The sequence below is a fragment of the Streptomyces sp. NPDC029044 genome, assembly GCF_040637495.1.
Taxonomy (GTDB): Bacteria; Actinomycetota; Actinomycetes; order Streptomycetales; family Streptomycetaceae; genus Streptomyces.
In genome coordinates, this window is sequence record NZ_JBEZWN010000067.1 from 1 (window position 1) to 24,521 (window position 24,521).

A 24,521-nucleotide genomic window follows, 5' to 3' on the forward strand; every position below is an offset into this window, starting at 1 on the left:
GGGCAGCACGCGTACTACCAGCTCATCCACCAGGGCACGAAGCTCATCCCGGCCGACTTCATCGGCTTCGCCCGGCCGGTCGCCGAGCTGAGCGAGGAGCTGAAGGCGCAGCACGACCTGCTGATGGCCAACTTCTTCGCCCAGACGCAGGCGCTGGCCTTCGGCAAGACGCCCGAGGAGGTGCGGGCCGAGGGAGTGCCGCAGGAGCTGGTGCCGCACAAGACGTTCCAGGGCAACCACCCGACGACCACGATCCTCGCGCCCGAGCTGACCCCGTCGGTCCTCGGCCAGCTGGTGGCCCTCTACGAGCACAAGGTGTTCGTCCAGGGCGCGGTGTGGAACATCGACTCCTTCGACCAGTGGGGCGTCGAGCTCGGCAAGGTCCTCGCCAAGCGCGTCGAGCCCGCGCTGACGGAGGGCGCCGAGGTCGAGGGCCTGGACGCCTCCACCACCGCGCTGGTCGCCACCTACCGGGAGCTGCGCGGCCGGCAGTGACGGGAGCCGGACGGGGCCCGCAGCCGCCGTACCACCCGCAGCGCCCCTACGGCGGCTGACCGGCGGCGAGGTCAGGCCACTGCGCTCAGCGTGTCCGCGAGGCGTCGCCGTGCCGCCCGGGCAGCGGGGACGGCTGCCAGCGCGGCGGCGCAGAGGACCGCCGCCGCTCCGAGCGGCACCACGAGGACGGCGGAGGGGCCCTGGGCGATGCCCGCGCCGATGCCGCTGGAGCGGCCCTGGGCGTCGATCAGCCAGTGGGCGAGCGGCAGACCCAGGGCGGTGGCGGCGAGGACGGCCGCCAGGGCCGTGAGGCCGGTGGCCGTGACGGTGATCGCCGTGATCTGCCGGGGGGACAGGCCGATGGCTTTCAGGGCCAGCAGGTCCCGTTCGCTCTCGCGGACGGTTCCGCCGATCGCAGTCAGCAGCTCGATGAGCCCGATGAGGGCGAGCACGGCGATCAGCCCGGCCACGACCGCGCGCAGGGGGGACAGCCCGTCAGCCGGGTTCGCCACCGTGTGCACGTCCAGGTGGCCGTCCCCGGCGGCGGTGAGCCGGTCGGCGACCTCCCGCGGGTCGGCGCCGGGGGCGAGGCGGAGTTCGTAGAGGGTCGGGCGGAGCCCCGGGTCGTTCTCGCGGAGGGTGTCGAGGGGAGTGGAGATGACCCGGCCGGCGTTCTCCGGCTCGATGCTGCGGCCCACGATGTGCAGGATCAGCGGCTGGTCGCCGACGGTCATCCGGACCCAGTCGCCGACCCGCGCGTCCAGCAGATCGAGCAGCCCTTGGCCGGCCACGGCCTCGTCGGAGCCGCGGGCGGGCCGGCCCTCGGCGAGGGTGTGCGGGTAGGGGTCCCGGTGGGTGCCGAGGCCGCGCAGCGCGATGGTCGCCGTCTGGCTCGGACCCAGGGCGGCCGTCTCCACACCCGGGTAGGCGGCGGCCACCCCCGGGTCGCGTTCCAGCAGCGACCGGATCTGCTGCTCGCTGCGGCCGGCGTCGGCGCGGACGCTGAGCGCGGTGGGCAGGCCGACCCGGTCGGGCTCGCTGTGGAAGCGGTCGATGGTGGTCCAGGCGCTCATCGCGACGACGATCAGCAGCAGCGGCAGCGTGAGACGGGCGACGGTGGCCAGGGAGTGGCGGCGGCGGGTGAACGCCGTGTGCCAGCCCAGTACCAGCGCGGGCGGAATCCGCACGCCCAGGGCCCGGCGCGCCACGCCGGACAGCCGCCCGCCCGAGGTAGCGGCGGGTCGCGGCAGGGGTACGGGCGGCACCCGTCCGGCCCGCCAGGCGGCGAGGCCGGTGGTCGCGCCGATGAACAGCACCGCGCCGACCGGCACCACGATCAGGGCCACGGTGTGTCCGGGCAGCCCCTGCCACACGCCGACCGCGTCCCCGAGCCGCCCGGGGATCCGGCTGCCCAGGGCCTCCGCGAGCCCGGCGGCGGCCAAGGCGCCGAGCAGGGCGTAGGCGAGGTGCTGGAGCAGGAAGATCCGGACGACCTGGCCGGGCGTGAAACCGATGGCCTTCAGGACGGAGAGGTCGCGCAGGTGTCCGCGGATACGGGTGCCGATCGCCCCGTGCACGGCGAGCCCGGCAGCGACCAGGGCGCCCAGCCCGAACAGCCCCAGCACCTGGCCGAGCAGCCGGTTGTCGCCCTGGGCCTCGGCACGCGCCTGTTGCCAGGTGGACACCTCGCCGATCGCCCCGGATCCCAGCACCGTCACGGCGCGCTGGACGATGTAGGACGTGTCGCCCGGGTCCGTCAGCCGCAGCCCGATCACCTGGCCGCCGGGGTCCGGTACGGCCGACGGCAGTGCCCACACCAGGCCGGGCTGCTCACCGGGCCGGTAGCGCGGCTCGGCGCTGTCGGCGAGGCCCACGACGGTCAGCTCGCGGGCGGTGCCGGGCACGGTGAGCGTGTCGCCGGGCTCGGCCAGCAGGGCCCGCGCGAGCCGGCTCTCCAGGACCACACCGTTCGGGGCCGAGGGGTCGAGCCAGTGGCCCGAGACGATCGGCGGGCGGCCGACCGAAGGCCGCTCCGGGGTGCCGCGCAGTTCGACGGCGGCCCGGCTGCCGCGCGAGGAGACGGTGACGGCGGCGGTGGGGTAGGGGCCGGCGACGGTGTCCACGCCGTCCAGACCGGCCAGCTTCCCGGTGTCGGCCGCCTTGTCGGTGTGCAGCCACACATGGGCGCCGTGCGACTGCGTGAAGACTCGCTGCCAGGGGTTGGTCGCGTAGCCGAACAGGGCCGTGGCCAGCAGCAGGGAGGCGACGATGCCCGCGGTGGCGAGGACGAGGAACAGCGCCTCGCCGCGGTGCGTGCGCAGATCGGAGTGGGCCCAGCGCAGGGTGGCTCGCACGGGCCTCAGCCCCTCGGCTCGCGGGCCGCGCGGGCGTCGGGGCCGCGCAGGTCCGCACGGTCGTCGTGGACGGGCACGTCCGCACCGTCGTCGTGGACGTCGCGCATGTCAGTCCTTGAGCTCCAGCACACCGGATATCCCGGAGCGGCGCGGCGGGGTGGTGCCACCGTCGAGTTCCGCGTCGTCGGCGATCCGGCCGTCGAAGAAGCTGATCACCCGGTCCGCGGCGCTCGCCACCCGGGCGTCATGGGTGACCAGCACGATCGTCTGGCCGCGCTGGTGGAAGCGGGACAGCAGCCGCATCACCTCGCGGGTGCCCTTGCTGTCGAGGCTGCCCGCCGGTTCGTCGGCCAGCAGCAGCGGCGGATGGTTGACCAGGGCCCGGGCCAGGGCGACGCGCTGCTGCTCACCGCCGGACAGCTCGCCCGGCATGCTGCGCTCCTTGCCCGTCAGGCCCAGCTCGGCCAGCAGCGCCTCACGCTCGGCGCGCGCCTGCTTCGGCGAGGTGCCCGCGAGCAGGGCGGGCAGTTCCACGTTGTCGGCGACGGACAGGTTCGAGACTAGGTTGAAGAACTGGAAGACGATCCCGATCCGCTTGCGGCGCTCCACCGCCCAGCGGGCCTCGCCATAGGTGTCGGTGGACTCGCCGTCGAGCCAGATACTGCCCGCGTCCGGCCGCTGGAGGCCGCCGAGCAGATGCAGCAGCGTCGACTTGCCGGCGCCGGACGGGCCGGTGACGGCCACGAACTCGCCGGGGCGAACGCACAGGTCGACCCCGCGCACGGCATGGGCGGGCGCGCCCTCGCCGTGGTGGGTCTTCACCAGCCCCTCGGCACGCAGCACAGGAGCGGGACGGTCGTCGCTCACTCCAGCTCCTCCAGCTCTTCCTGGCACCGTTCCAGCCAGTCGAGGTCGGCCTGCAGGTGCAGCATCGCGCCCTCGATCAGCAGATGGGCGATGCGGTTGTCGCGGTCTTCGGCGGCGGCCAGCTTCGACAGCTGCCGCATGGTGTTCAGGTACTGGCGGCGCTGCTGGTTGATCAGGGTGAGCTGCTCGGCGAGGCCGGTCTGCGGAGCGAGCGCCAGTTTCATGAAGAACTCGTCCCGTACCCGCGGCTCGTCCTCGGGCTCCTCGAACCAGGCGCGCAGCGCCTCCCGCCCGGCGTCGGTGAGGTGGTAGACCTTTTTGTTGGGCCGGCTGGACTGCGCCACGTCCTCGCCCTCGATCAGTCCCGACTTCTCGAGGCGGCCGAGGGTCACATAGATCTGGCCGACGTTCGGCTGAGGGTACGCGGAGCCCAGCAGTTGCTCAAGGTCCTGCTTGAGCTCGTAGCCGTGGGCGGGCCCGCGGGCGAGGAGGGCCAGGAGGGGCAGGCGCACGCGTGCAGTCCTCCTGTCCGGTCCAATGTGCTCCAGGCCCTAGTATCGCCCATACCTAACAGGTATACATGGCCTCTGATTCCGGGCAAGGGTGCCCAGCGCCGGTGTACAGGGAGGAACCTATGCGGTGGATCCATGCCGCGGGTAGGGGCCTTCTCGTTCTCGTCGTGGTCCTGACAGGCTACGTTGCCGCCGGAGCGCAGGCGGGCGAGCCCCCCGAGGGCGGTCGTGGCCCCCTCACCCTGGCCACCGCCGGGGACCTCACCGGCTACCTCGGCCCCCTGCTGGAGGGCTGGAATCGTACCCACCCCGGCGAGAAGGTGACCCTCGTCGAGCTGCCGGACTCGGCCGACGAGACCCAGGCCCAGATGGTCACCGACCTGCGCGACGGCGACCGCAGCCGGTTCGACGTGCTCAACATCGACGTCAACTGGACCCCGGAGTTCGCCGCGGCGGGCTGGATCAGACCGCTGCCCCGGGACCGCTTCCCGCTGAAGACCTTCCTCCAGCCGGTCGTGGACACGGCGACCTACGACGGACAGCTCTACGCTGTCCCGTACGTCACCAACGCCGGCCTGCTCCTGTACCGCAAGGACGTCCTCGCCGAGGAGGGCGTCGCGCCACCGCGCACCTGGGCGGAGCTGGAGCGGTACGCGAAGACCATCGCCCCGAAGCACGGCCTCGACGGCTACGCCGGTCAGTTCCTGCCCTACGAGGGCCTCACCGTCAACGCGGCCGAGGCCGTCTACTCGGCGGGCGGCTCGATCCTCGGAGATGAGGGCGAGCGCGTCACCGTCGACTCGGCCGCGGCCCGTGAGGGCATCGGGTTCCTGGCGCGCGGGGTGCGGGAGGGGTGGATCCCCGGAGAGGCGCTGACGTACAAGGAGGAGGAGTCCAAGCAGGCCTTCCAGGACGGCCGGCTGCTCTTCCTTCGGAACTGGCCGTACGCCTACGTCGGTGCCTCGGCGCCCGGTTCCAAGGTCGCCGGGAAGATCGGCGCCGTCCCCCTGCCCGGACCCGACGGGCCGGGAACCAGTGTCCTCGGCGGCTCCAACCTGGCCGTCAGCGCCCACGCGCGGCACCCCGACTCGGCGGCCCGTCTGATCGCGTACCTCACCAGTGAGCCCGTCCAGCGCCAGGTCCTCACCCGTGGCGCGCTGCCGCCCGTGCGGGCCGATCTCTACCAGGACCCCGCTCTCATCCGCAGGTTCCCCTACCTGCCGACCCTGCGGACGAGTGTGCTCGCGGCCGAACCGCGCCCCAAGAGCCCGCGCTACGACCAGGTCAGCCTCGTCGTGCAGGCGGTCGTGCACGACGCGATGGCCGGGCACCAGGCGCCCGCGGCGGCGGTGCGGCGGCTCGCCCGAGAGCTCGCGGCCGTCTCGCACCCCTAGCCCTAGTCGGGCGATCTCTCTAGTTACTTGTTAGGTAACGCGGGGGTCTCATCTTGCTGCATAGTGCCCGATACATCCCGTTTCAGGCATTCCAAGTAATCAGTTGGTCCTGCCTTTTCATTGACACCCTCTCGACACGCCTACTTAACATGCATGCATAACCGCTGCCCTTCTCAGAGACAGGTCGATGGGTTGAACAGGCACCACTGGTGGCGTGACGCAGTGATCTATCAGGTCTACGTCCGCAGCTTCCTCGACAGCACCGGCGACGGCATCGGCGATCTCGCCGGCGTCCGGGCCGGACTGCCGTACCTCAAGAAGCTCGGCGTCGACGGGATCTGGCTGAGCCCCTTCTATCCCTCGCCGCAGCACGACCACGGCTATGACGTGGCCGACTACTGCGACGTCGACCCGCTCTTCGGCGACCTCGGCGAGTTCGACCAGCTCGTGGGGGCCGCCCGGCGGCTGGGCGTCAAGGTGCTGCTCGACATCGTCCCGAACCACTGCTCCAGCGAGCACCCCTGGTTCCGCGAGGCGCTCGCAGCGGCTCCCGGCAGCGAGGCCCGGGCCCGCTTCCACTTCGCCGACGGCCGTGGCCCCGACGGGTCCGAGCCGCCCAACAACTGGCACGCCATGTTCGGCGGCCCCGCCTGGAGCCGGGTGACCGAGCCGGACGGGACGCCCGGCCAGTGGTACCTGCACATGTTCACGCCCGAGCAGCCCGACTGGAACTGGCGCGACCCCGAGGTCGCCGCCGAGTTCGACCGCGTGCTGCGTTTCTGGCTCGACCGGGGGGTCGACGGCTTCCGCATCGACGTCGCCGCCGGCCTCTACAAGCACCCCGAGCTGCCCGACTCCGACGACCCGGAGGCCGACGCCCGTACCCGCGACTCGGTCAACCCCCTCGCCTGGAACCAGCCCGAGGTGCACGACGTCTGGCGGCGCTGGCGCTCCATATGCGAGGAGTACACCGAGCGCGACGGCTGCGAGCGCCTCCTCGTCGGTGAGGTGTCCGTCCCCACCGCCCGTGAGCACGCGCAGTACGTCCGCCCCGACGAGCTGCACCAGGCCTTCTTCTTCGACCTGCTCAGCGCCTCCTGGGACGCCGACGCCTTCCAGAAGGTCATCTCCGAGGCCATGGACGACATCGCCGGCACCGGCTCGACGGTCACCTGGGTCCTCAACAACCACGACCAGGTCCGCACCGTCACCCGCTACGGCGAACCCGCCACCGAGGGCAGCGGCCTCGGCGCCGCCCGCGCCCGCGCCGCCGCGCTCCTCATGCTGGCCCTGCCCGGCGCCGCGTACATCTACCAGGGCGAGGAGCTCGGCCTGCCGGAGGTCGTGGACCTGCCCGACGACGTACTCACCGACCCGATCTTCCGCCGCACCGGCAGCAGGGCCCGCATCCGCGACGGCTGCCGGGTCCCGCTGCCCTGGTCGGGCCAGGCCTCGCCGTTCGGCTTCACATCGGGTGTCGAGAGCGCCAAGCCGTGGCTGCCACAGCCGGAGTACTTCGCCGAGTACGCCACCGACCGCGCCCTCGCCGACACCCGCTCCTTCTGGCACCTGTACCGCGACGGCCTCCAACTGCGTGCCGCACTGCCGCAGTTGGGCGAGGGCACGCTGCGCTGGCTGGACGCCCCGCCCGGTGTCCTGGCCTTCGAACGCGGCGACCTGGTGTGCGCCGTCAACTTCGGCACGGCCCCCACCCCCGCGCCGGTCCCCGGCACCCCCCTGCTCGCCAGCGGCCCCTGCCCGTCCGGAGTGCTCTCCGGCTCGACGGCCGCCTGGTGGATCCGTTCCTGACCGCCCCGCAAGCGAACGCTTCGCAAGTCAACTCCCCGAAGGGACATCAACGATGATGCGACGACGTACCACCCTGCTCACCGGCTGCACCGCTCTCGTCCTGGCGCTCGGCGCGACCGCCTGCGGCGGCGGCCCCGTCTCGGCCGGCGGCGGCGACAAGGCGCTCGGGGGCCAGACGGTCACCGTGGCCGGTGTCTGGTCCGGCACCGAGCAGAAGAACTTCCAGAAGGTGCTGGACGCCTTTACCGAGAAGACCGGCGCCAAGACGCAGTTCACGTCCACCGGCGACAACGTCTCCACCGTCGTCGGCAGCAAGATCGAGGGCGGCAACGCCCCCGACGTCGTGATGGTCCCGCAGGTCGGCGTGCTCAAGCAGTTCGCGCAGAAGGGCTGGCTCAAGCCGCTCTCCCAGAAGACCGAGCAGGCCGTCGACGCGGGCTACGCCCCCGTCTGGAGGAAGTACGGCAGCGTCGACGGCACTCTCTACGGCCTGTACTTCAAGGCCGCCCACAAGTCGACCGTCTGGTACAGCCCCGACGCCCTGGAACAGGCCGGCGTGAAGCCCCCCAAGAGCTACGACGAGATGCTCAAGGCCGGGCAGACCGTGTCCGACTCCGGCCTCGCCGCGTTCTCCGTCGCCGGACAGGACGGCTGGACCCTCACCGACTGGTTCGAGAACGTCTACCTCTCCCAGGCCGGACCCGAGAAGTACGACGCCCTCGCCGCCCACGAGCTGAAGTGGACCGACGCGTCCGTCGTCGACGCCCTCACCACCCTCGGCAAGCTCTTCAAGGACAAGCAACTCATCGCCGGCGGCCAGAAGGGCGCCCTGAACACCGACTTCCCCGGCTCGGTCGAGAAGGTCTTCGGGCCGGAGCCCGAGGCCGGCATGGTCTACGAGGGCGACTTCGTCGCCGGTGTCGCCAAGGACCAGTTCGGCAAGAAGGTCGGCGAGGACGCGAACTTCTTCCCGTTCCCGGCGGTCGGCGGCGGCGAAGCACCGGTCGTCAGCGGCGGAGACGCCGCCGTCGTCCTCAAGGACGGCAAGAACCAGAAGGCAGCCCAGGCCCTCCTCGAGTACCTCGCGACCCCCGAGGCCTCCGCCGTCTGGGCCGAGGCCGGCGGCTTCCTCTCCCCGAACAAGAAGCTCGACCTCGCCTCCTACGGCGACGACGTCACCCGCGCCACCGCCAAGTCCCTCGTCCAGGCCGGGGACTCGGTCCGCTTCGACATGTCCGACCAGGCCCCGGCCGCGTTCGGCGGTACGAAGGGCGCCGGCGAGTGGAAGCTGCTCCAGGACTTCCTGCGCGACCCGTCGGACCCCAAGGGCACCGCGGCGAAGCTGGAGGCCGCGGCGGCCAAGGCGTACCAGGACTGATACGCCATGACAGCGACCCTCGTGCAAGAGACGAGCTCCCCACCGCCCGGCCCGGTCGCCGACCGCACCCGGCGGCTGCGCCGGCGCGGGAAGATCATCGCCCTGCTGTTCGTGCTGCCCGCGCTGCTGCTGCTCGGCGCTCTCGTCGTCTACCCCGTGCTGTTCAGCATCGGCCGCAGCTTCTTCGACGCCTCCGGGACGAGCTTCGTCGGCGGCGACAACTACGCCGAGATGTTCCGTGACCCGGCGACCCTCAAGGCCGTCCGCAACACGGCCATCTGGGTCGTGATCGCCCCGGCCCTGCTCACCGGCCTGGGCCTGATCCTCGCCGTGCTGGTGGAGAAGGTCCGCTGGGCCACCGCCTTCAAGCTGCTCCTCTTCATGCCGATGGCGGTCTCCTTCCTCGCCGCCGGCATCATCTTCCGCCTCGCCTACGACGAGGACCCCGACAAGGGCGTGCTCAACGCGGCGGTCGTCTCCGTCCACGACGCCTTCAAGGGGGAGTCCTCCTACCCGACGGCCCGGGCGCGCGACGGCCAGGGGCTGACGAAGGACAAGGACGGTTCCTACCGTACGAGCGCGAGCGTGTCGCCCGGGGACGCGGTGGCGCTGGGCCTGGTCGGCGTGCAGCCCGGCGACCTGCCGGGCGGGGCCGAGCCGGCGTACGCGGCGGCGGGACGCGAGGCCGCCGCCGACGAACTGCGCGGAGTCGTCTACCTGGACTTCACGCCCGGCGGGGGAGGCGAGCAGGGCAAGGTCGACCGCCGGGAGAGCGGGCTGCCGCAGATGAAGGTCGAGGCGGTCCGCGACGGCAAGCAGGTCGCCTCGGCGACCACCGCAGCCGACGGCTCCTTCCGCTTCGAGGGACTCGAAGCGGGCTCCTACGACGTGAGACTGCCCTCGTCGAACTTCGCCCCGCCCTACGAGGGTGTCTCCTGGCTCGGTCCGGCGCTGGTCACCCCGGCGATCATCGGCGCCTACCTGTGGATCTGGACCGGCTTCGCCATGGTGCTGATCGGGGCGGGCCTGTCGACGCTGCCGAGGGACGCCCTGGAGGCGGCGCGGATGGACGGCGCGAACGAGTGGCAGATCTTCCGCCGGATCACGGTGCCCCTGCTGGCACCCGTCCTGTCGGTCGTCTTCATCACCCTCGTCATCAACGTGATGAAGGTGTTCGACCTCGTCTACATCATCGCGCCCGGGCCCGTGCAGGAGGACGCGACCGTGCTCGCGACGCAGATGTGGCTGGTGTCGTTCGGCGGCGGAAACAACCAGGGGCTCGGCAGTGCGCTGGGCGTGCTGCTCCTGCTGCTTGTCGTCCCGGCCATGGTGTTCAACGTCCGCCGTTTCCGAAGGAGTCAACGATGAACGCGGTGCGGCGCGGGCTGGGCAACGGAGTCGTCCAGGCCTTCCTCGTGGTGGTCGGTCTGGTGTGGATGACGCCGCTGGCCGGGCTGTTCCTGTCCTCGCTGCGGTCCGCCGAGGACACGGCGAAGGGCGGCTGGTGGACGGTGTTCACCAGCCCCGGGCAGCTGTCCTTCGACAACTACTCCTCGCTGCTGGGGAACGCCGGCATCACGCAGGCGTTCTGGAACACGGTGCTGATCTCGGTGCCGACGACCGTGCTGGTCGTGGTCGTCGCGGCACTCGCCGGGTACGCCTTCGCGTGGCTGGACTTCCCCGGGCGGGAGGCGATCTTCCTGGTGGTGGTCGCGCTGCTGGTGGTGCCGGTGCAGATCGGTCTGCTACCGGTCGCCAAACTCTTCGGGCAGCTGGGCCTGTTCGGCACGATCCCCGGTGTGGTCCTCTTCCACGTGGCCTACGGCCTGCCCTTCGCGGTGTTCCTGCTGCGGAACTACTTCGCCGAGATGCCGAAGGAGATGCTGGAGGCGGCCCGCATGGACGGGGGCAGCGAGTGGCGCATCTTCACGCGGCTCGTCCTGCCCGTGGGGCGGCCCGCGATCGCCTCGCTCGCCATCTTCCAGTTCCTGTGGGTGTGGAACGACATGCTGGTGGCGCTGCTGTTCGCGGACAGCGCGTCGCAGCCGCTGACCGTCGAACTCCAGTCCCAGATACGCCAGTTCGGCAGCAACATCGATGTCCTGGCACCCGGGGCGTTCGTGTCCCTGATCGTCCCCGTCGTCGTGTTCTTCGCGTTCCAGCGGCACTTCGTGCAGGGCGTGATGGCAGGTTCGGTGAAGTAGCCGCTGTACCAGGGGGCTCCGCCCCCTGGGCCCTGGACCTATGCCCACCCACCACCCGAAACTGCCCTTGTTGGGGGGCAACTCGCGAGTCCAGCCTCTTGGCTGGCTGCTTCGGGTGGCGGGCGGGCGAAGGCACGGGGGCCCAGGGGGCGGAGCCCCCTGGCATGCCTAGGCCGAAGCCGGCGGGTACAAGGAACGGGGCAGTTGGGAAGCCGCCGGCCCGTCCAGCAGCCACAGCGTCCGGCTGCGGCCGTACGCCCCGGCCGCAGGGGCCTGGATCTCGCCCGCGCCCGACAACGCGATCGCCGCCGCCTGCGCCTTGTCCTCCCCGGCCGCGAGAAGCCACACCTCACGGGCCGCCCGGATCGCCGGCAGCGTCAGCGTCACCCGGGTCGGCGGCGGCTTGGGCGCGCCGTGGACGCCTACCACCGTGCGCTCGGTCTCCCGGACCGCGGGCAACTCGGGGAAGAGCGACGCCACATGCGTGTCCGGCCCGACGCCCAGCATCAGCACGTCGAACGTGGGCACGGGGCCGTGGTTCTCCGGACCCGCCGCCTGCGCCAGTTCCTCCGCGTACGCGGCGGCCGCCGCGTCCACGTCGGTGCCGTGCGGCCCGTCCGACGCGGGCATCGCGTGCACCCGCTTCGGATCGACCGGCACCGAGTCGAGGAGAGCCTCCCGCGCCTGGGTGACGTTGCGCTCCGGGTCACCCTCGGGCAGGAACCGCTCGTCGCCCCACCAGAGGTCGAGCCGGCTCCAGTCGATCGCGTCCCGGGCGGGCGCCGCGGCCAGGGCGGCCAGCAGGCCGTTGCCGTTGCGGCCGCCCGTCAGGACCACGGACGCCGAGCCCCGGGAGGCCTGCGCGTCCACGATCTTGGTGATCAGCCGGGCCGCCGCGGCCTGCGCCATCAGTTCCTTGTCGCGGTGCACGACCAGCTGCGGTGCCGTACTCACTTCGTCGTCGCCTTCCGTACCGGCTCCAGCTCGGGCGGTTCCCGCCTCACCGGTGCCTGCGCCGTCGCTTCCGCAGCGGGTGCTTTCGCAGCCCTTTCAACGGGAGCGGGGAGGGCGAGTCCTGCCCGCCCTTCACTTTTGGGCACCGACTGCACCGCCGGCGCCGACGACGGGGACTTCAGCCGGTCCACCCCGTACCGCAGCGCCGACGCGTACGTGTCGTCCGGGTCCAAGCGCCGCAGTTCCTCCGCCATCAGCTCGGCGGTCTCCCGGCGCTTGAGCGCCACGGCACGGTCCGGCTGGCCCTCGATGGAGAGCGTCGCCAGCGAGCCGTCGGCCCGGTCCAGCTTGATCGGCCCGCAGTTGGTGTCCATGCGGACGGCCGTCAGACCGGGGCCGCCGGACAGCGAGCGCTTCACGGGGACGTCCAGCCGGTCCGCGAGCCACATCGCCAGCAGCTCACAGCTCGGGTTGAACTCCTCGCCCTCCACCTCGACGGCCCGGACCTCGCAGGCCACCTGGTCGAGCGCCGCCGCCAGCATGGAACGCCAAGGCGTGATGCGCGTCCAGGACAGGTCCGTGTCGCCGGGGGTGTAGGTCCCGGACCGGGTGGCCAGGTCCCGTACCGGCTGCTCGGAGGCGTAGGTGTCGGTGACGCGGCGCTGCGCGAGGGCACCCAGGGGGTCCTTCGCCGGGTCGAGCGGCGCGTTCACCGGCCACCACACCACCACCGGGGCGTCCGGCAGCAGCAGCGGCAGCACCACCGACTGGGCGTGGTCCGCGACCTCGCCGTGCAGCCGGAGCACCACCGTCTCACCGGAGCCGGCGTCGGCGCCGACCCGCACCTCCGCGTCCAGGCGGGACTGCGTACGGTCGCGGGGCGAGCGGGAGACGCGCCGGATGACCACGAGCGTGCGCGAGGGATGCTCGTGCGCGGCGTCGCTCGCGGCCTTCAACGCGTCGTAGGCGTTCTCCTCGTCCGTCACGATGACCAGCGTGAGCACCATGCCGACGGCCGGGGTGCCGATCGCCCTGCGCCCCTGCACCAACGCCTTGTTGACCTTGCTGGCGGTGGTGTCCGTGAGGTCTATCTTCATGGCCGGCGCCAGCTCCGTCCGTGTCGCTCGAGCATTTCGTCCGCCTCGACGGGCCCCCAGGTACCGGCCTGGTACTGGGCGGGCTTGCCGTTCTTGTCCCAGTACTCCTCGATCGGGTCGAGGATCTTCCAGGACAGCTCGACCTCCTCCGTACGCGGGAAGAGGTTCGAGTCACCGAGCAGAACGTCCAGGATCAGACGCTCGTACGCCTCCGGGCTCGACTCCGTGAAGGACTCGCCGTACGCGAAGTCCATCGACACGTCCCGGATCTCCATCGACGTACCCGGCACCTTGGAACCGAAGCGGACCGTGACGCCCTCGTCGGGCTGGACGCGGATGACGATCGCGTTGGAGCCGAGCTCCTCGGTGGCCGTCGAGTCGAAGGGGGAGTGCGGGGCCCGCTGGAAGACGACCGCGATCTCCGTCACCCGGCGGCCCAGCCGCTTGCCGGTGCGCAGGTAGAAGGGGACGCCCGCCCAGCGGCGGTTGTCGATCTCCAGCTTGATCGCGGCGTAGGTGTCGGTCTTCGACGAGGCGTCGATGCCGTCCTCGTCGAGATAGCCGATCACCTTGGCGCCGCCCTGCCAGCCCGCGGAGTACTGACCGCGCACGGTGTCCCGGCCCATGTCCTTCGGCAGCTTCACGGCGCCGAGGACCTTGGTCTTCTCGGCGGCCAGCGCGTCCGCGTCGAAGGAGGCCGGCTCCTCCATGGCGGTCAGGGCCATGAGCTGGAGCAGGTGGTTCTGGATGACGTCACGGGCGGCGCCGATGCCGTCGTAGTACCCGGCACGGCCGCCGATGCCGATGTCCTCGGCCATGGTGATCTGCACGTGGTCCACGAGGGACCGGTTCCAGATCGGTTCGAACATCGTGTTGGCGAAGCGCAGGGCCAGGATGTTCTGGACGGTCTCCTTGCCCAGGTAGTGGTCGATGCGGAAGACCTGGTCCGGGGCGAAGACCTCGTGGACGACCTTGTTGAGCTCCTCGGCCGACTCCAGGTTGTGGCCGAACGGCTTCTCGATGACCGCGCGCCGCCAGGAACCGCCCGTCTGGTCGGCCAGCTGGTGCTTCTTCAGCTGCTGGATGACCACCGGGAAGGCAGACGGCGGCACGGACAGGTAGAAGGCGAAGTTGCCGCCCGTGCCCTGTGCCTTGTCCAGCTCCTCGATCGTGGAGCGCAGCCGCTCGAAGGCGTCGTCGTCGTCGAACGTGCCCTGCACGAAGCGCATGCCCTGGATGAGCTGCTGCCAGACCTCCTCGCGGAAGGGCGTACGGGCGTGCTCCTTGACCGCGTCGTGCACTTCCTGAGCGAAGTCCTCATGCGCCCACTCGCGGCGGGCGAAGCCCACCAGCGAGAAGCCCGGCGGCAGCAGACCCCGGTTGGCAAGGTCGTACACGGCGGGCATCAGCTTCTTGCGGGACAGGTCGCCCGTGACGCCGAAGATGACCAGGCCCGACGGCCCCGCGATACGCGGGAGCCGTCGGTCCGCGGGGTCACGCAGCGGGTTGCTGCTCGACACCTGTTCAGCCCTCCGAGGGGGCGAGGCGCTTGAGCTCGGCCTCGGTCGACTTCAGCAGGTCGGTCCAGGACGCCTCGAACTTCTCGACGCCCTCCTCCTCCAGCAGCCGGACCACGTCGTCGTACTTGATCCCGAGCTTCTCGACCGCGTCGAGGTCGGCGCGGGCCTGCTCGTACGTGCCGGCGACGGCGTTGCCGCGGATCTCGCCCTGCTCCTCGGTGGCGAACAGGGTCGCCTCCGGCATGGTGTTCACCGTGTTGGGCGCGACCAGCTCGTCGACGTACAGGGTGGGCTTGTAGGCCTTGTCCTTCACGCCGGTGGACGCCCACAGCGGACGCTGCTTGTTGGCGCCCGCCTTCTCCAGGGCGCTCCAGCGGTCCGAGGAGAAGACCTCCTCGTACGCCTGGTAGGCCAGCCGGGCGTTGGCGACGCCGGCCTTGCCGCGCGCGGCCTTGGCCTCGTCAGTGCCCAGCGCGTCGATCCGCTTGTCGATCTCGGTGTCCACGCGGGACACGAAGAACGAGGCCACGGAGTGGATCTGCGACAGGTCCAGGCCGCGCTCCTTGGCCTTCTCCAGGCCCTCCAGGAACGCGTCCATGACCAGGCGGTAGCGCTCCAGGGAGAAGATCAGCGTGACGTTGACGCTGATGCCCAGGCCGATGGTCTCGGCGATGGCCGGGATGCCCGCCTCGGTCGCCGGGATCTTGATGAGCGTGTTGGGCCGGTCCACCAGCCAGGCGAGCTGCTTGGCCTCGGCGACCGTCGCCCGCGTGTTGTGCGCCAGGCGCGGGTCGACCTCGATCGAGACCCGGCCGTCCTTGCCGCCGGTGGCGTCGAAGACCGGGCGCAGGATGTCGGCGGCGTCACGGACGTCCGCCGTCGTGATCATGCGGATGGCCTCTTCGACGGTGACCTCGCGGGCGGCGAGGTCGGTCAGCTGCGTGTCGTAGCCGTCGCCCTGCGAGATCGCCTTCTGGAAGATCGACGGGTTGGTGGTGACGCCCACGACGTGCTGCTGGTCGATCAGCTCGGCGAGGTTGCCGGACGTGATCCGCTTGCGCGACAGGTCGTCCAGCCAGATCGCCACGCCTTCCTCGGAGAGGCGCTTGAGTGCGTCTGTCATGGAAATTCCATCTCCTACGTGTCGTGTATAAGCGTCAGCGCTGAGCTGCGGCGATCGATTCCCGCGCGGCGGCGGCCACGTTCTCGGGAGTGAAGCCGAACTCGCGGAAAAGGACCTTGCCGTCGGCCGAAGCACCGAAGTGCTCCAGGGAAACGATGCGGCCGGCGTCCCCCACGTACTTGTGCCACGTGAGACCGATACCGGCCTCCACCGCGACACGGGCCCGGACGGACGGCGGCAGGACGCTGTCCCGGTACCCCTGGTCCTGCTGCTCGAACCACTCCACCGACGGCATGGACACGACGCGCGTGCGCACGCCGGCGCCCTGGAGCTGCTCGCGCGCCTCGACGGCGACGTGCACCTCCGAGCCGGTGGCGATCAGGATCACCTCGGCGTCACCGCCCTCGGCCTCGAACAGGACGTAACCGCCCTTGGCGGCATCCTCGTTGGGCTCGTACGTCGGCACGCCCTGACGCGTCAGCGCCAGACCGTGCGGCTGACCCTTGCCGAACTCCTTCGTCCAGCGCTTGAGGATCTCGCGCCAGGCGATGGCGGTCTCGTTGGCGTCGGCCGGGCGCACCACGTTCAGGCCCGGGATCGCGCGCAGCGACGCCAGGTGCTCGACGGGCTGGTGGGTCGGGCCGTCCTCACCCAGGCCGATGGAGTCGTGCGTCCACACGTACGTCACCGGCAGGTGCATCAGCGCCGACAGCCGCACCGCGTTGCGCATGTAGTCGGAGAAGACCAGGAACGTGCCGCCGTAGATGCGGGTGTTGCCGTGCAGCGCGATGCCGTTCATCTCGGCGGCCATCGCGTGCTCGCGGATCCCGAAGTGGATCGTGCGGCCGTACGGGTCCGCCTCCGGCAGCGGGTTGTCCGCCGGGAGGAAGGAGCTGGTCTTGTCGATCGTCGTGTTGTTGGAACCGGCCAGGTCCGCCGAGCCGCCCCACAGCTCCGGGATTACCCCGCCGAGCGCCTGGAGGATCTTGCCGGAGGCGGCACGCGTGGCCACGCCCTTGCCGACCTCGAAGACCGGGATCTTCTCCTCCCAGCCCTTGGGCAGCTCACCCTTGGCGACACGGTCGTACTCGGCCGCGCGCTCGGGGTTGTTGTCCCGCCACTGCTGGTAGGCCTTCTCCCACACCGCGCGGGCCGCCTGGCCCCGCTCCAGCGCCTTGCGGGTGTGCGTGATGACCTCGTCGGAGACCTCGAAGGACTGCTCCGGGTCGAAGCCCAGCACCCGCTTGGTGGCCGCGACCTCGTCGTCGCCGAGCGCCGAGCCGTGCGCGGCCTCGGTGTTCTGCGCGTTCGGGGCCGGCCAGGCGATGATCGAGCGCATCGCGATGAACGACGGCCGGTCCGTGACGGCCTTGGCCTTCTGGACCGCCTCGAAGATCGCGGCCGGGTCCAGGTCGCCGTTCTCCTGCGGCTCCACGCGCTGCACGTGCCAGCCGTAGGCCTCGTAGCGCTTGGCCGTGTCCTCGGAGACGGCCGTCTCGGTGTCGCCCTCGATCGAGATGTGGTTGTCGTCCCACAGCAGGATCAGGTTGCCGAGCTTCTGGTGGCCCGCCATCGACGAGGCCTCGGCCGAGATGCCCTCCTGGAGGCAGCCGTCACCGGCGATGCAGTAGATGAAGTGGTCGAACGGCGACTCGCCCTCGGCGGCCTCCGGGTCGAACAGACCGCGCTCGTAGCGGGCGGCCATCGCCATGCCCACCGCGTTGGCGACACCCTGGCCGAGCGGCCCGGTCGTCGTCTCCACACCGGTCGTGTGCCCGTACTCCGGGTGGCCGGGGGTCTTCGAACCCCAGGTGCGGAAGGACTTCAGGTCGTCCAGCTCCAGGCCGAAGCCGGCCAGGTACAGCTGGGTGTAGAGGGTCAGGGACGAGTGGCCGGCGGACAGCACGAAGCGGTCCCGCCCGACCCAGTCGGCGTCCGCCGGGTCGTGCCGCATCACCTTCTGGAAGAGGGTGTAGGCGGCAGGCGCCAGGCTCATCGCCGTACCCGGATGGCCGTTACCGACCTTCTGTACGGCATCGGCGGCCAGGACACGCGCGGTGTCGACGGACCGCTGGTCCAACTCGGTCCACTCGAGGTCTGTGGTGGTCGGCTTGGTGCTCACCCTGGGTCAGGGCTCCTCTCCACATGTCGGATGCCGGTGTATCGGGGCGCCCACCGGCCGCAGTCGAGCCTACCCCCGTGGGACGTGCGTTTTTTCGAGTCACTCCAGAGTGCCGGGACCGATCCCGATCCGCCTCCTGACTGGGCCGTACCGCATTCGACAGGTGAATACGGAGCCGCTCATCCGGGTGCTCAATCGAGCTTCGACGCGCCCTTCGGAAGCCCTCTGCCAACACGAGCCGACCCCCGCGAATGTCCGAGTCTGGGCAACGTCTAAAGTGGCGTGGTACGCGCGAGCCTTTACCGGGACTTCACAGGGGTGAGGCTTGCTGGGATGTCTCTGTAGGGGTGTGCGTGACGGCCGTTGAATCCCGTCCAGCGGGGATGATCGGGGCGGACCAGAGCCCGGCCCACCGGCCGTTCGGGGCCCGTGTCAAGGCGTTCGTGGCTCTCACCAAGCCGCGGATCATCGAGCTGCTGCTGATCACCACGGTGCCGGTGATGTTCCTGGCGCAGCAGGGCGTGCCCGATCTGACGCTGGTGCTGCTGACGTGCCTCGGCGGCTACATGTCCGCGGGCGGCGCCAACGCCCTCAACATGTACATCGACCGCGACATCGACGCGCTGATGGACCGCACCTCGCAGCGGCCACTGGTCACCGGCATGGTCAGCCCGCGCGAGTGCCTCGCCTTCGGCATCACGCTGGCCGTCGCCTCGACGCTGCTGTTCGGCCTCACGGTGAACTGGCTGAGCGCCTGGCTCGCCCTCGGCGCGCTCCTCTTCTATGTGGTCGTCTACACGATGATCCTCAAGCGCCGGACCTCGCAGAACATCGTGTGGGGCGGCATCGCCGGCTGCCTGCCGGTGCTGATCGGCTGGTCCTCGGTCACGAACTCGATGTCCTGGGCGCCGGTCATCCTCTTCATGGTCATGTTCTTCTGGACGCCGCCGCACTACTGGCCGCTGTCCATGAAGGTCAAGGAGGACTACGCGCGCGTGGGCGTGCCGATGCTGCCGGTGGTCGCCTCCAACAAGGTCGTGGCCAAGCAGATCGTGATCTACAGCTGGGTCATGGTCGCCGTCTCGCTGCTGCTGACCCCGCTCGGCTACACCGGCTGGTTCTACACCTCGGTCGCGCTGCTGGCGGGCGGCTTCTGGCTCTGGGAGGCGCACGGCCTCCAGAACCGCGCGAAGGCGGAGGTGACGGGCGCGAAGCTGAAGGAGATGCGCCTGTTCCACTGGTCGATCACCTACGTCTCGCTGCTGTTCGTGGCGGTCGCGGTCGACCCGTTCCTGCGCTGACGTACGTCACACCGCCCTGCCCTCGCGAGACGATCTACCCGTGAGTAGCATCCTGGCCATGGCAGACACGCAGCAGGTTGACCCGAAGGCCGAGCGCAAGGTGGCCCGGCTGGCCAAGCAGATCTCCTCCTTCTCCCGGGCCCACGGCGGCGCCGAGGGCCAGGTCGCCTACCTCGGCGAGCGCGGCGCCCGCATCGTCCTGGTCGGGGAGGACGGCAACTGGGGCGACCTGGTCGCCCCCTCCTACGAGATCGCCGAGAAGGCCGTGGAGAAGTCGGGCATCACCGCCCACGAGTCCTTCGACGGCGAATTCGCGGCGAAGGTGAAGACGGGCCGCTACGAGTGGAGCCGTATGGCCGGAATCCAGGTAGGCGGCCCCAAGAACGACTGACCCCAAAAGGGGCGCGGGGCTGTATCGATGTGCGGCTCCGCCGCGTGGGCGCGACCAGCCACATCCGGTCCGCACTCGCCGTACGGCACTGGCCGCCCACCCCGGGACCGCGACCTCACACCCGGTTCACCCGTTAGGACCCTTGAGAACAACAGGGTCCACACCGGGAGGCCCGGATGATCGAAACGCCGTCACTGGTGGACCAGTACTGCCACGGAGTGCTCCGCACGGAGCTGGGCCTCGGTACCTTCGAGGCCCACCTCAGCCGCACCGAGGGCCCGCCCGCCCCGGGCACCACCCTCTTCGACACCCAGACCGGCTTCGCCGTGCGGCGCTGGTGCCCGCCCCTGCTGGGCCTCGAACCGCACTGCCCGCCCGCCCGCTACCTGGCCCGCCGCCGGGAACTGGGCGTCCTGGAGTCCGGCCGCCGGCTGCTGCGCGGCAGCGGCATCACCACGTACCTGGTCGACACCGGTATGCCCGGTGATCTGACGGAACCCGGCGAGCTGGCCTGTGCCGGAGCTGCCGAGGCCCGCGAGATCGTGCGCCTGGAACTCCTCGCCGAGCAGGTCGCGGACACCTCCGGAACCGTCGAGTCCTTCCTCGCCAACCTCGCCGAGTCGGTGCACGCGGCCGCCGCGAACGCCGTCGCCTTCACCTCGGTCGCGGGCGTACGGCACGGCCTCGCACTCGCGCCGGAGCCGCCCGGGCCGGGAGAGGTGCGCGGGGCGGCCGGCCGCTGGCTCGCCGGGCGCGGGGTCGGCGGTGAACTGAGCGACCCGGTGCTGCTGCGGCACCTGCTGTGGAGCGCGGTCGCCTCGGGCCTGCCCCTTCAGCTGCACGCGGGGCTGGGCGCGCCGGGACTGCGGACCGACCGTACGGACCCGGTGCTGCTGACGGACTTCGTACGGGCCACGGCCGGGCTCGGCACGGACCTGGTCCTGCTGCACGGCTACCCGTACCACCGCAACGCGGCCCATCTCGCCGGTGTCTTCCCGCACGTCCACGTCGACTGCGGCGCCGCCCTGGTCCGCACGGGCGCCCGGGCCGCTGCCGTTCTCGCCGAGATCCTGGAGATGGCGCCCTTCGGGAAGATCCTCTTCTCCACGGGCGCGCAGGGCCTGCCCGAACTGCACGTCGTGGGCGCCCGCCTGTTCCGCGAGGCCCTCGGCCGGGTGCTCGGCACCTGGGTCGCCGAGGGCGCCTGGTCACTGACCGACGCGCAGCGGGTGGCGGGCATGCTGGCGTCGGCCAACGCGCGCCGGGTGTACGGGCTGGGCCAGGGCCCCTAGGCCTCGGACGGGTGGCCCTAGGCCTCGGACGGGGTGGCCCCTAGGCCTTGGTCAGGGTGGCCTCGGCGGTGGGACCGGGCAGGTCCACTGCGGCGTCCGGCCGCTCGCGCAGCGACAGCACCACCCGCAGCACCCAGATCCACATCACGGCCGAGCCCAGCATGTGCAGGCCCACCAGGACCTCGGGCAGGTCCGTGAAGTACTGGACGTAGCCGATGACGCCCTGCGTGAGCAGGATCAGGAACAGCTCGCGGGTGCGGTGCAGCGGGTTCTTCGGCGCGTCGACCGCCTTGAGGACGAACCACAGGGCGAACGTCAGCGTCACCACGATCCACGCCAGCACGGCGTGCAGCTTGCTCACCGTCTCCCAGTCGACCGGCATCCGCTCGACCTCACTGGAGTCGCCCGCGTGCGGGCCCGCGCCGGTGACGACCGTGCCGACCAGGATGAGCAGGACGGCCGCCGCGGTCAGGAACCAGACCAGCTGCTGCACGGCCTTGCCGACCAGCGGACGGGGCGGGGTGTCGCCCTCACGGGTGCGCTGCCACATGACCGTGGCCACCGCGATGAGCGCGGACGTCGCCACGAAGTGGGCCGCGACCGTGTACGGGTTGAGACCGACCAGCACGACGATGCCGCCGAGGATCGCGTTGCTCATGACGATCCAGAACTGGGCCCAGCCCAGCCGGACCAGCCCGCGCCGGTACGGCTTGTGCGAGCGCGCGGCGATGATCGCCCAGCCCACGGCGGCGCACAGCACGTACGTCAGCATGCGGTTGCCGAACTCGATGGCGCCGTGGAAGCCCATCTCGCTGGTGGCGGTGAGCGAGTCGTCGGTGCACTTGGGCCAGGTCGGACAGCCCAGGCCCGATCCCGTCAGCCGTACGGCGCCCCCGGTGACGACGATGAGCACCGACATCAGGAGCGCGGAGAGGGCCGCGCGCCGGACCGTCCGGGGTTCCGGGGTCCAGCGTTCGGCGATGAAGGCGAGCGGGTTGCGCAGGGCGGCCTGAGCGTCGGCGCGGGTCACGTTTGGCACGCGAACCATCGTAAGCCGCCGCTTGTGCACGCTTTCACGAGGGTCCCTCACGGGGGCGCCTCCCTACTCCCAGCGGAAGAACTTCACTCCCAGCGGAAGAACTTCCCGGCCGCGGCCAGCCCCGCGACCGCCCAGACGGCCAGGATCCCCAGATTGCCCCAGGGCATCCCGGCGCCGTGCTGGAGCACGTCCCGCAGCCCGTCGGACAGGGCCGCGATCGGCAGCAGACCGAGGACGTCCTGGGCGCCGGAGGGGAACTTGTCCAGCGGCACGACGACCCCGCCGCCGACGAGCAGCAGCAGGAACACCAGGTTGGCCGCGGCCAGCGTCGCCTCGGCCTTCAGCGTCCCGGCCATCAGCAGCCCGAGGCCCGAGAAGGCCGCCGTGCCGAGGACCAGGAGCAGCAGGACGGCGACCGGATTGCCCTGCGGCGACCAGCCGAGCGCGAAGGCGATCACCGTGAGCAGGATCACCTGGAGCACCTCGGTGACCAGGACCGACAGCGTCTTGGCCGACATCAGGCCCCAGCGCGGCAGGGGTGAGGAGGCCAGCCGCTTCAGCACGCCGTAGCGGCGCTCGAAGCCGGTGGCGATGGCCTGGCCGGTGAACGCCGTCGACATCACCGCGAGTGCGAGGACGCCGGGGGTGAGGAAGTCGACGGCCTCGCCGGCGCCGGTGTCGACGATGTCCACGGTGCTGAAGAGCACCAGGAGCAGGGTCGGGATGACGACGGTCAGCAGCAGCTGCTCGCCGTTGCGCAGCAGCATCTTCGTTTCGAGCAGGGCCTGGGCCGCGATCATGCGGGAGAGCGGGGCCGCGCCGGGCTTCGGCGTGTACGTCCCGGTGCCGGTGGCGGTCATGAGCGCAGCTCCTTGCCGGTGAGCTCCAGGAAGACGTCCTCAAGGGTGTGGCGCTCGACCGAGATCTTCTCCGGCATCACGCCGTGCTGGGCGCACCAGGAGGTGACCGTCGCGAGCAGCTGGGGGTCGACCTTGCCGACGACCCGGTACGAACCCGGCGTCAGCTCGGCGGCCGAGCAGTCGGCGGGCAGGGCCTTCAGCAGCGAGCCCACGTCCAGGCCCGGCCGGCCCGAGAAGCGGAGCGTGTTCTCCGCGCCGCCCCGGCACAGCTCCTCCGGGGAGCCCTGGGCGATGACCCGGCCCGCGTCGATGATCGCCACGTCGTCGGCGAGCTGTTCCGCCTCGTCCATGTAGTGCGTGGTGAGGATCACGGAGACGCCGTCGGCCCGCAGGTCCCGGACGAGGTCCCAGGTGGCGCGGCGGGCCTGCGGGTCGAGCCCGGCGGTCGGCTCGTCGAGGAAGACCAGCTCCGGGCGCCCGACCACGGCCATGGCCAGGGCGAGCCGCTGCTGCTGCCCGCCGGACAGCCGCCGGTACGTCGTGCGGCCGCAGGAGCCGAGGCCGAGGCGCTCGATCAGCGCGTCCACGTCCAGCGGGTGCGCGTGCAGCTTGGCGACGTGGCGGAGCATCTCGTCGGCCCGGGAACCGGAGTAGACGCCGCCGGACTGGAGCATCACGCCGATGCGGGGCCGCAGGCCGGCGGACTGTCTCACCGGGTCGAGGCCCAGGACGCGCACCGTGCCGGAGTCCGGCTTCCGGTACCCCTCGCAGGTCTCGACCGTGGTCGTCTTGCCCGCCCCGTTGGGGCCGAGGACGGCGGTCACCCCCGCCCGGGCCACCAGGTCGAGCCCGTCCACCGCGGTCTTCGGGCCGTACCGCTTCACCAGGGCCTGGACCTGGACCACGGGCTCACTTCGCATGGGTCCAGAGTCTAGGTAGGCGGGTCGGGCCTCAGACCTGGGGGTCCCCCCGCTCGAGCGGAGCCGAGAGCGGGGGCGGGGGGAGGAACTCCTCCTCACGCGGCCGGTGGACCGCCAGCCACCGTTCGGCGTAGGCCACCGCGTCCGCCACCGGGAACAGCCGCGCCTCGGCCGCCCCCACCTTGCCCCGGACGACGGGACGGTCCCGCTCGAAGTCGTAGCCCAGCTCGTCGAAACGGTCCGAGCTGATCGACACCTCCGTGACGGTCTCCCAGCCCTCGGGACCGGGCCGGCCCACGGCGACGCGCGGGGACGGGATCCGGTACTCGGCGAGGTGGAAACTCGTGCAGGAGGCGTAGCCGGCACCGAGCAGCAGCACCCGGGCGCCCATCGCCTCCAGTTTCGCCAGCGGGCTCTTCTCGCCGAGCCGGCAGTCGGGCGCGTGCCCGTCGAGCACCTGAGCCGCGTGCGGGCCGAGCGCCGCGAACGAGGTCTGCGGATGCGCGCTGCGCAGGGCGCCGGGCCAGGTCCGCACGGTCTCCGGGACGACACCGACCCCGCGGGCGGGCGTGATCCGCGGGTCGTAGGCGGGCATGGTGGCCCGGATGGCCGCCCACCATTCCGGGGACACGGGCGGATTGCTCCACAGGGCCGGGTCGGACAGGTCGCCGGTCTGGGTGGGGACCACGAGCGTGCCCTGCGGGCCGAGCGCGTCGAGCAGTCCCAGCACCACCGCGACGGCACCGCCGTTCACCCAGCCGAGGGCGCTGAGCGAGGAGTGCACGAGGAGGGTCTCACCGGGGCGTACACCGAGCTCGGCGAGCTGGGTCCGGAGCGTCTCGCGGGTGACAAGAGGGCCGGTCGGAGGGGGTGTCGGCATGGTTTCGGA

General features: G+C 71.3%; 20 protein-coding genes and 1 pseudogene. 9 read left to right on the top strand and 12 right to left on the bottom strand.

All coding sequences use genetic code 11. The annotated features are described in order from the left end of the window. Nucleotides 1–495 (top strand): annotated as a pseudogene (locus tag AB0E85_RS33365) (glucose-6-phosphate isomerase); the annotation flags it as partial. 71 nt (nucleotides 496–566) lie between these two features. On the opposite strand, the gene AB0E85_RS33370 reads toward AB0E85_RS33365, so the two are convergent. The 3 genes from AB0E85_RS33370 to AB0E85_RS33380 form a co-directional block, all read right to left on the bottom strand. Then, nucleotides 567–2,849, bottom strand: a complete 2,283-nt coding sequence (locus AB0E85_RS33370; RefSeq protein ID WP_361935279.1) for an FtsX-like permease family protein — start codon at nucleotides 2,847–2,849, stop codon at nucleotides 567–569. A gap of 108 nt (nucleotides 2,850–2,957) precedes the next feature. Continuing rightward, nucleotides 2,958–3,716, bottom strand: coding sequence for an ABC transporter ATP-binding protein (locus AB0E85_RS33375; RefSeq protein ID WP_361935281.1), 759 nt, complete (start codon nucleotides 3,714–3,716; stop codon nucleotides 2,958–2,960). Beyond that, the gene (locus AB0E85_RS33380) at nucleotides 3,713–4,228 is read right to left on the bottom strand and encodes a PadR family transcriptional regulator (RefSeq protein ID WP_361935283.1); all 516 of its coding nucleotides are present in this window, start codon (nucleotides 4,226–4,228) and stop codon (nucleotides 3,713–3,715) included. Before AB0E85_RS33380 ends, AB0E85_RS33375 begins: the two co-directional genes overlap by 4 nt. Before the next feature lie 122 nt (nucleotides 4,229–4,350). Here AB0E85_RS33380 and AB0E85_RS33385 point away from each other — a divergent pair, with 122 nt between their 5' ends. The 5 genes from AB0E85_RS33385 (at nucleotide 4,351) to AB0E85_RS33405 (ending at nucleotide 11,013) form a co-directional block, all read left to right on the top strand. After that, a complete protein-coding gene (locus AB0E85_RS33385) occupies nucleotides 4,351–5,622 on the top strand; it encodes an ABC transporter substrate-binding protein (RefSeq protein ID WP_361935285.1) in 1,272 nt (423 codons plus the stop codon). Nucleotides 5,623–5,775: 153 nt separating this feature from the next. Next, nucleotides 5,776–7,431 (top strand): glycoside hydrolase family 13 protein, encoded by a 1,656-nt coding sequence (locus tag AB0E85_RS33390; RefSeq protein WP_361935288.1) that lies wholly within the window; start codon nucleotides 5,776–5,778, stop codon nucleotides 7,429–7,431. Between the two features lie 52 nt (nucleotides 7,432–7,483). Then, on the top strand, nucleotides 7,484–8,809 hold the full coding sequence (locus AB0E85_RS33395; RefSeq protein ID WP_361935290.1) for an ABC transporter substrate-binding protein: 1,326 nt from the start codon (nucleotides 7,484–7,486) through the stop codon (nucleotides 8,807–8,809). A 6-nt stretch (nucleotides 8,810–8,815) separates the two neighbouring features. Next, the gene (locus tag AB0E85_RS33400) at nucleotides 8,816–10,177 is read left to right on the top strand and encodes an ABC transporter permease subunit (protein WP_361935293.1); all 1,362 of its coding nucleotides are present in this window, start codon (nucleotides 8,816–8,818) and stop codon (nucleotides 10,175–10,177) included. Next, entirely contained in the window at nucleotides 10,174–11,013 is an 840-nt protein-coding gene (locus tag AB0E85_RS33405) for a carbohydrate ABC transporter permease (RefSeq protein ID WP_361935295.1), read from the top strand. The genes AB0E85_RS33400 and AB0E85_RS33405 overlap by 4 nt, the downstream gene beginning before the upstream one ends. Nucleotides 11,014–11,181: 168 nt before the next feature. On the opposite strand, the gene pgl is transcribed toward AB0E85_RS33405, so the two are convergent. The 5 genes from pgl to tkt are packed head-to-tail and all read right to left on the bottom strand — an operon-like array spanning nucleotide 11,182 to nucleotide 17,829. Next, the gene (gene pgl / locus AB0E85_RS33410; protein WP_361935297.1) at nucleotides 11,182–11,967 is read right to left on the bottom strand and encodes a 6-phosphogluconolactonase; all 786 of its coding nucleotides are present in this window, start codon (nucleotides 11,965–11,967) and stop codon (nucleotides 11,182–11,184) included. Then, nucleotides 11,964–13,064 (bottom strand): glucose-6-phosphate dehydrogenase assembly protein OpcA, encoded by a 1,101-nt coding sequence (gene opcA / locus AB0E85_RS33415; RefSeq protein ID WP_361935300.1) that lies wholly within the window; start codon nucleotides 13,062–13,064, stop codon nucleotides 11,964–11,966. The genes pgl and opcA overlap by 4 nt, the downstream gene beginning before the upstream one ends. Next, nucleotides 13,061–14,584: a glucose-6-phosphate dehydrogenase gene (gene zwf / locus AB0E85_RS33420; protein ID WP_361935303.1), complete on the bottom strand. Its 1,524-nt coding sequence runs from the start codon at nucleotides 14,582–14,584 to the stop codon at nucleotides 13,061–13,063. The genes opcA and zwf overlap by 4 nt, the downstream gene beginning before the upstream one ends. 4 nt (nucleotides 14,585–14,588) lie before the next feature. Further along, nucleotides 14,589–15,707 carry a transaldolase gene (gene tal / locus AB0E85_RS33425; protein WP_361935305.1) on the bottom strand — a complete coding sequence of 373 codons (1,119 nt, stop codon included), beginning with the start codon at nucleotides 15,705–15,707 and terminating at the stop codon, nucleotides 14,589–14,591. Between the two features lie 34 nt (nucleotides 15,708–15,741). Further along, nucleotides 15,742–17,829 (bottom strand): transketolase, encoded by a 2,088-nt coding sequence (gene tkt, locus AB0E85_RS33430; protein ID WP_361935307.1) that lies wholly within the window; start codon nucleotides 17,827–17,829, stop codon nucleotides 15,742–15,744. A gap of 383 nt (nucleotides 17,830–18,212) precedes the next feature. Here tkt and AB0E85_RS33435 point away from each other — a divergent pair, with 383 nt between their 5' ends. From AB0E85_RS33435 to AB0E85_RS33445, 3 genes are all read left to right on the top strand, one after another. Continuing rightward, entirely contained in the window at nucleotides 18,213–19,130 is a 918-nt protein-coding gene (locus tag AB0E85_RS33435) for a heme o synthase (RefSeq protein ID WP_359636027.1), read from the top strand. 58 nt (nucleotides 19,131–19,188) lie between these two features. Continuing rightward, a complete protein-coding gene (locus AB0E85_RS33440; protein WP_361935310.1) occupies nucleotides 19,189–19,521 on the top strand; it encodes a hypothetical protein in 333 nt (110 codons plus the stop codon). Between the two features lie 176 nt (nucleotides 19,522–19,697). Further along, nucleotides 19,698–20,813 carry an amidohydrolase family protein gene (locus AB0E85_RS33445; RefSeq protein ID WP_361935313.1) on the top strand — a complete coding sequence of 372 codons (1,116 nt, stop codon included), beginning with the start codon at nucleotides 19,698–19,700 and terminating at the stop codon, nucleotides 20,811–20,813. Between the two features lie 40 nt (nucleotides 20,814–20,853). Here AB0E85_RS33445 and AB0E85_RS33450 read toward each other — a convergent pair whose 3' ends face one another. The 4 genes from AB0E85_RS33450 to AB0E85_RS33465 form a co-directional block, all read right to left on the bottom strand. Continuing rightward, nucleotides 20,854–21,861, bottom strand: a complete 1,008-nt coding sequence (locus AB0E85_RS33450; RefSeq protein WP_361935316.1) for a COX15/CtaA family protein — start codon at nucleotides 21,859–21,861, stop codon at nucleotides 20,854–20,856. A 74-nt stretch (nucleotides 21,862–21,935) separates the two neighbouring features. Then, nucleotides 21,936–22,712, bottom strand: coding sequence for an ABC transporter permease (locus AB0E85_RS33455; protein ID WP_361935318.1), 777 nt, complete (start codon nucleotides 22,710–22,712; stop codon nucleotides 21,936–21,938). Continuing rightward, complete coding sequence (locus AB0E85_RS33460; protein ID WP_361935321.1) at nucleotides 22,709–23,632, bottom strand: ABC transporter ATP-binding protein; 924 nt, start codon at nucleotides 23,630–23,632, stop codon at nucleotides 22,709–22,711. The genes AB0E85_RS33455 and AB0E85_RS33460 overlap by 4 nt, the downstream gene beginning before the upstream one ends. Nucleotides 23,633–23,663: 31 nt before the next feature. Next, nucleotides 23,664–24,512 (bottom strand): AAC(3) family N-acetyltransferase, encoded by an 849-nt coding sequence (locus tag AB0E85_RS33465; RefSeq protein WP_361935324.1) that lies wholly within the window; start codon nucleotides 24,510–24,512, stop codon nucleotides 23,664–23,666. Nucleotides 24,513–24,521: the final 9 nt, after the last annotated feature.

What these genes read in the sequence shown, in the direction of transcription:
- AB0E85_RS33385 (WP_361935285.1), top strand. Translation starts at nt 4,351, where the DNA reads ATGCGGTGGATCCATGCCGCGGGTAGGGGCCTTCTCGTTCTCGTCGTG.
- AB0E85_RS33390 (WP_361935288.1), top strand. Translation starts at nt 5,776, where the DNA reads ATGCATAACCGCTGCCCTTCTCAGAGACAGGTCGATGGGTTGAACAGG.
- AB0E85_RS33395 (WP_361935290.1), top strand. Translation starts at nt 7,484, where the DNA reads ATGATGCGACGACGTACCACCCTGCTCACCGGCTGCACCGCTCTCGTC.
- AB0E85_RS33400 (WP_361935293.1), top strand. Translation starts at nt 8,816, where the DNA reads ATGACAGCGACCCTCGTGCAAGAGACGAGCTCCCCACCGCCCGGCCCG.
- AB0E85_RS33405 (WP_361935295.1), top strand. Translation starts at nt 10,174, where the DNA reads ATGAACGCGGTGCGGCGCGGGCTGGGCAACGGAGTCGTCCAGGCCTTC.
- opcA (WP_361935300.1), bottom strand. Translation starts at nt 13,064, where the DNA reads ATGAAGATAGACCTCACGGACACCACCGCCAGCAAGGTCAACAAGGCG.
- tal (WP_361935305.1), bottom strand. Translation starts at nt 15,707, where the DNA reads ATGACAGACGCACTCAAGCGCCTCTCCGAGGAAGGCGTGGCGATCTGG.
- AB0E85_RS33435 (WP_359636027.1), top strand. Translation starts at nt 18,213, where the DNA reads ATGATCGGGGCGGACCAGAGCCCGGCCCACCGGCCGTTCGGGGCCCGT.
- AB0E85_RS33440 (WP_361935310.1), top strand. Translation starts at nt 19,189, where the DNA reads ATGGCAGACACGCAGCAGGTTGACCCGAAGGCCGAGCGCAAGGTGGCC.
- AB0E85_RS33445 (WP_361935313.1), top strand. Translation starts at nt 19,698, where the DNA reads ATGATCGAAACGCCGTCACTGGTGGACCAGTACTGCCACGGAGTGCTC.
- AB0E85_RS33450 (WP_361935316.1), bottom strand. Translation starts at nt 21,861, where the DNA reads ATGGTTCGCGTGCCAAACGTGACCCGCGCCGACGCTCAGGCCGCCCTG.
- AB0E85_RS33455 (WP_361935318.1), bottom strand. Translation starts at nt 22,712, where the DNA reads ATGACCGCCACCGGCACCGGGACGTACACGCCGAAGCCCGGCGCGGCC.
- AB0E85_RS33460 (WP_361935321.1), bottom strand. Translation starts at nt 23,632, where the DNA reads ATGCGAAGTGAGCCCGTGGTCCAGGTCCAGGCCCTGGTGAAGCGGTAC.
- AB0E85_RS33465 (WP_361935324.1), bottom strand. Translation starts at nt 24,512, where the DNA reads ATGCCGACACCCCCTCCGACCGGCCCTCTTGTCACCCGCGAGACGCTC.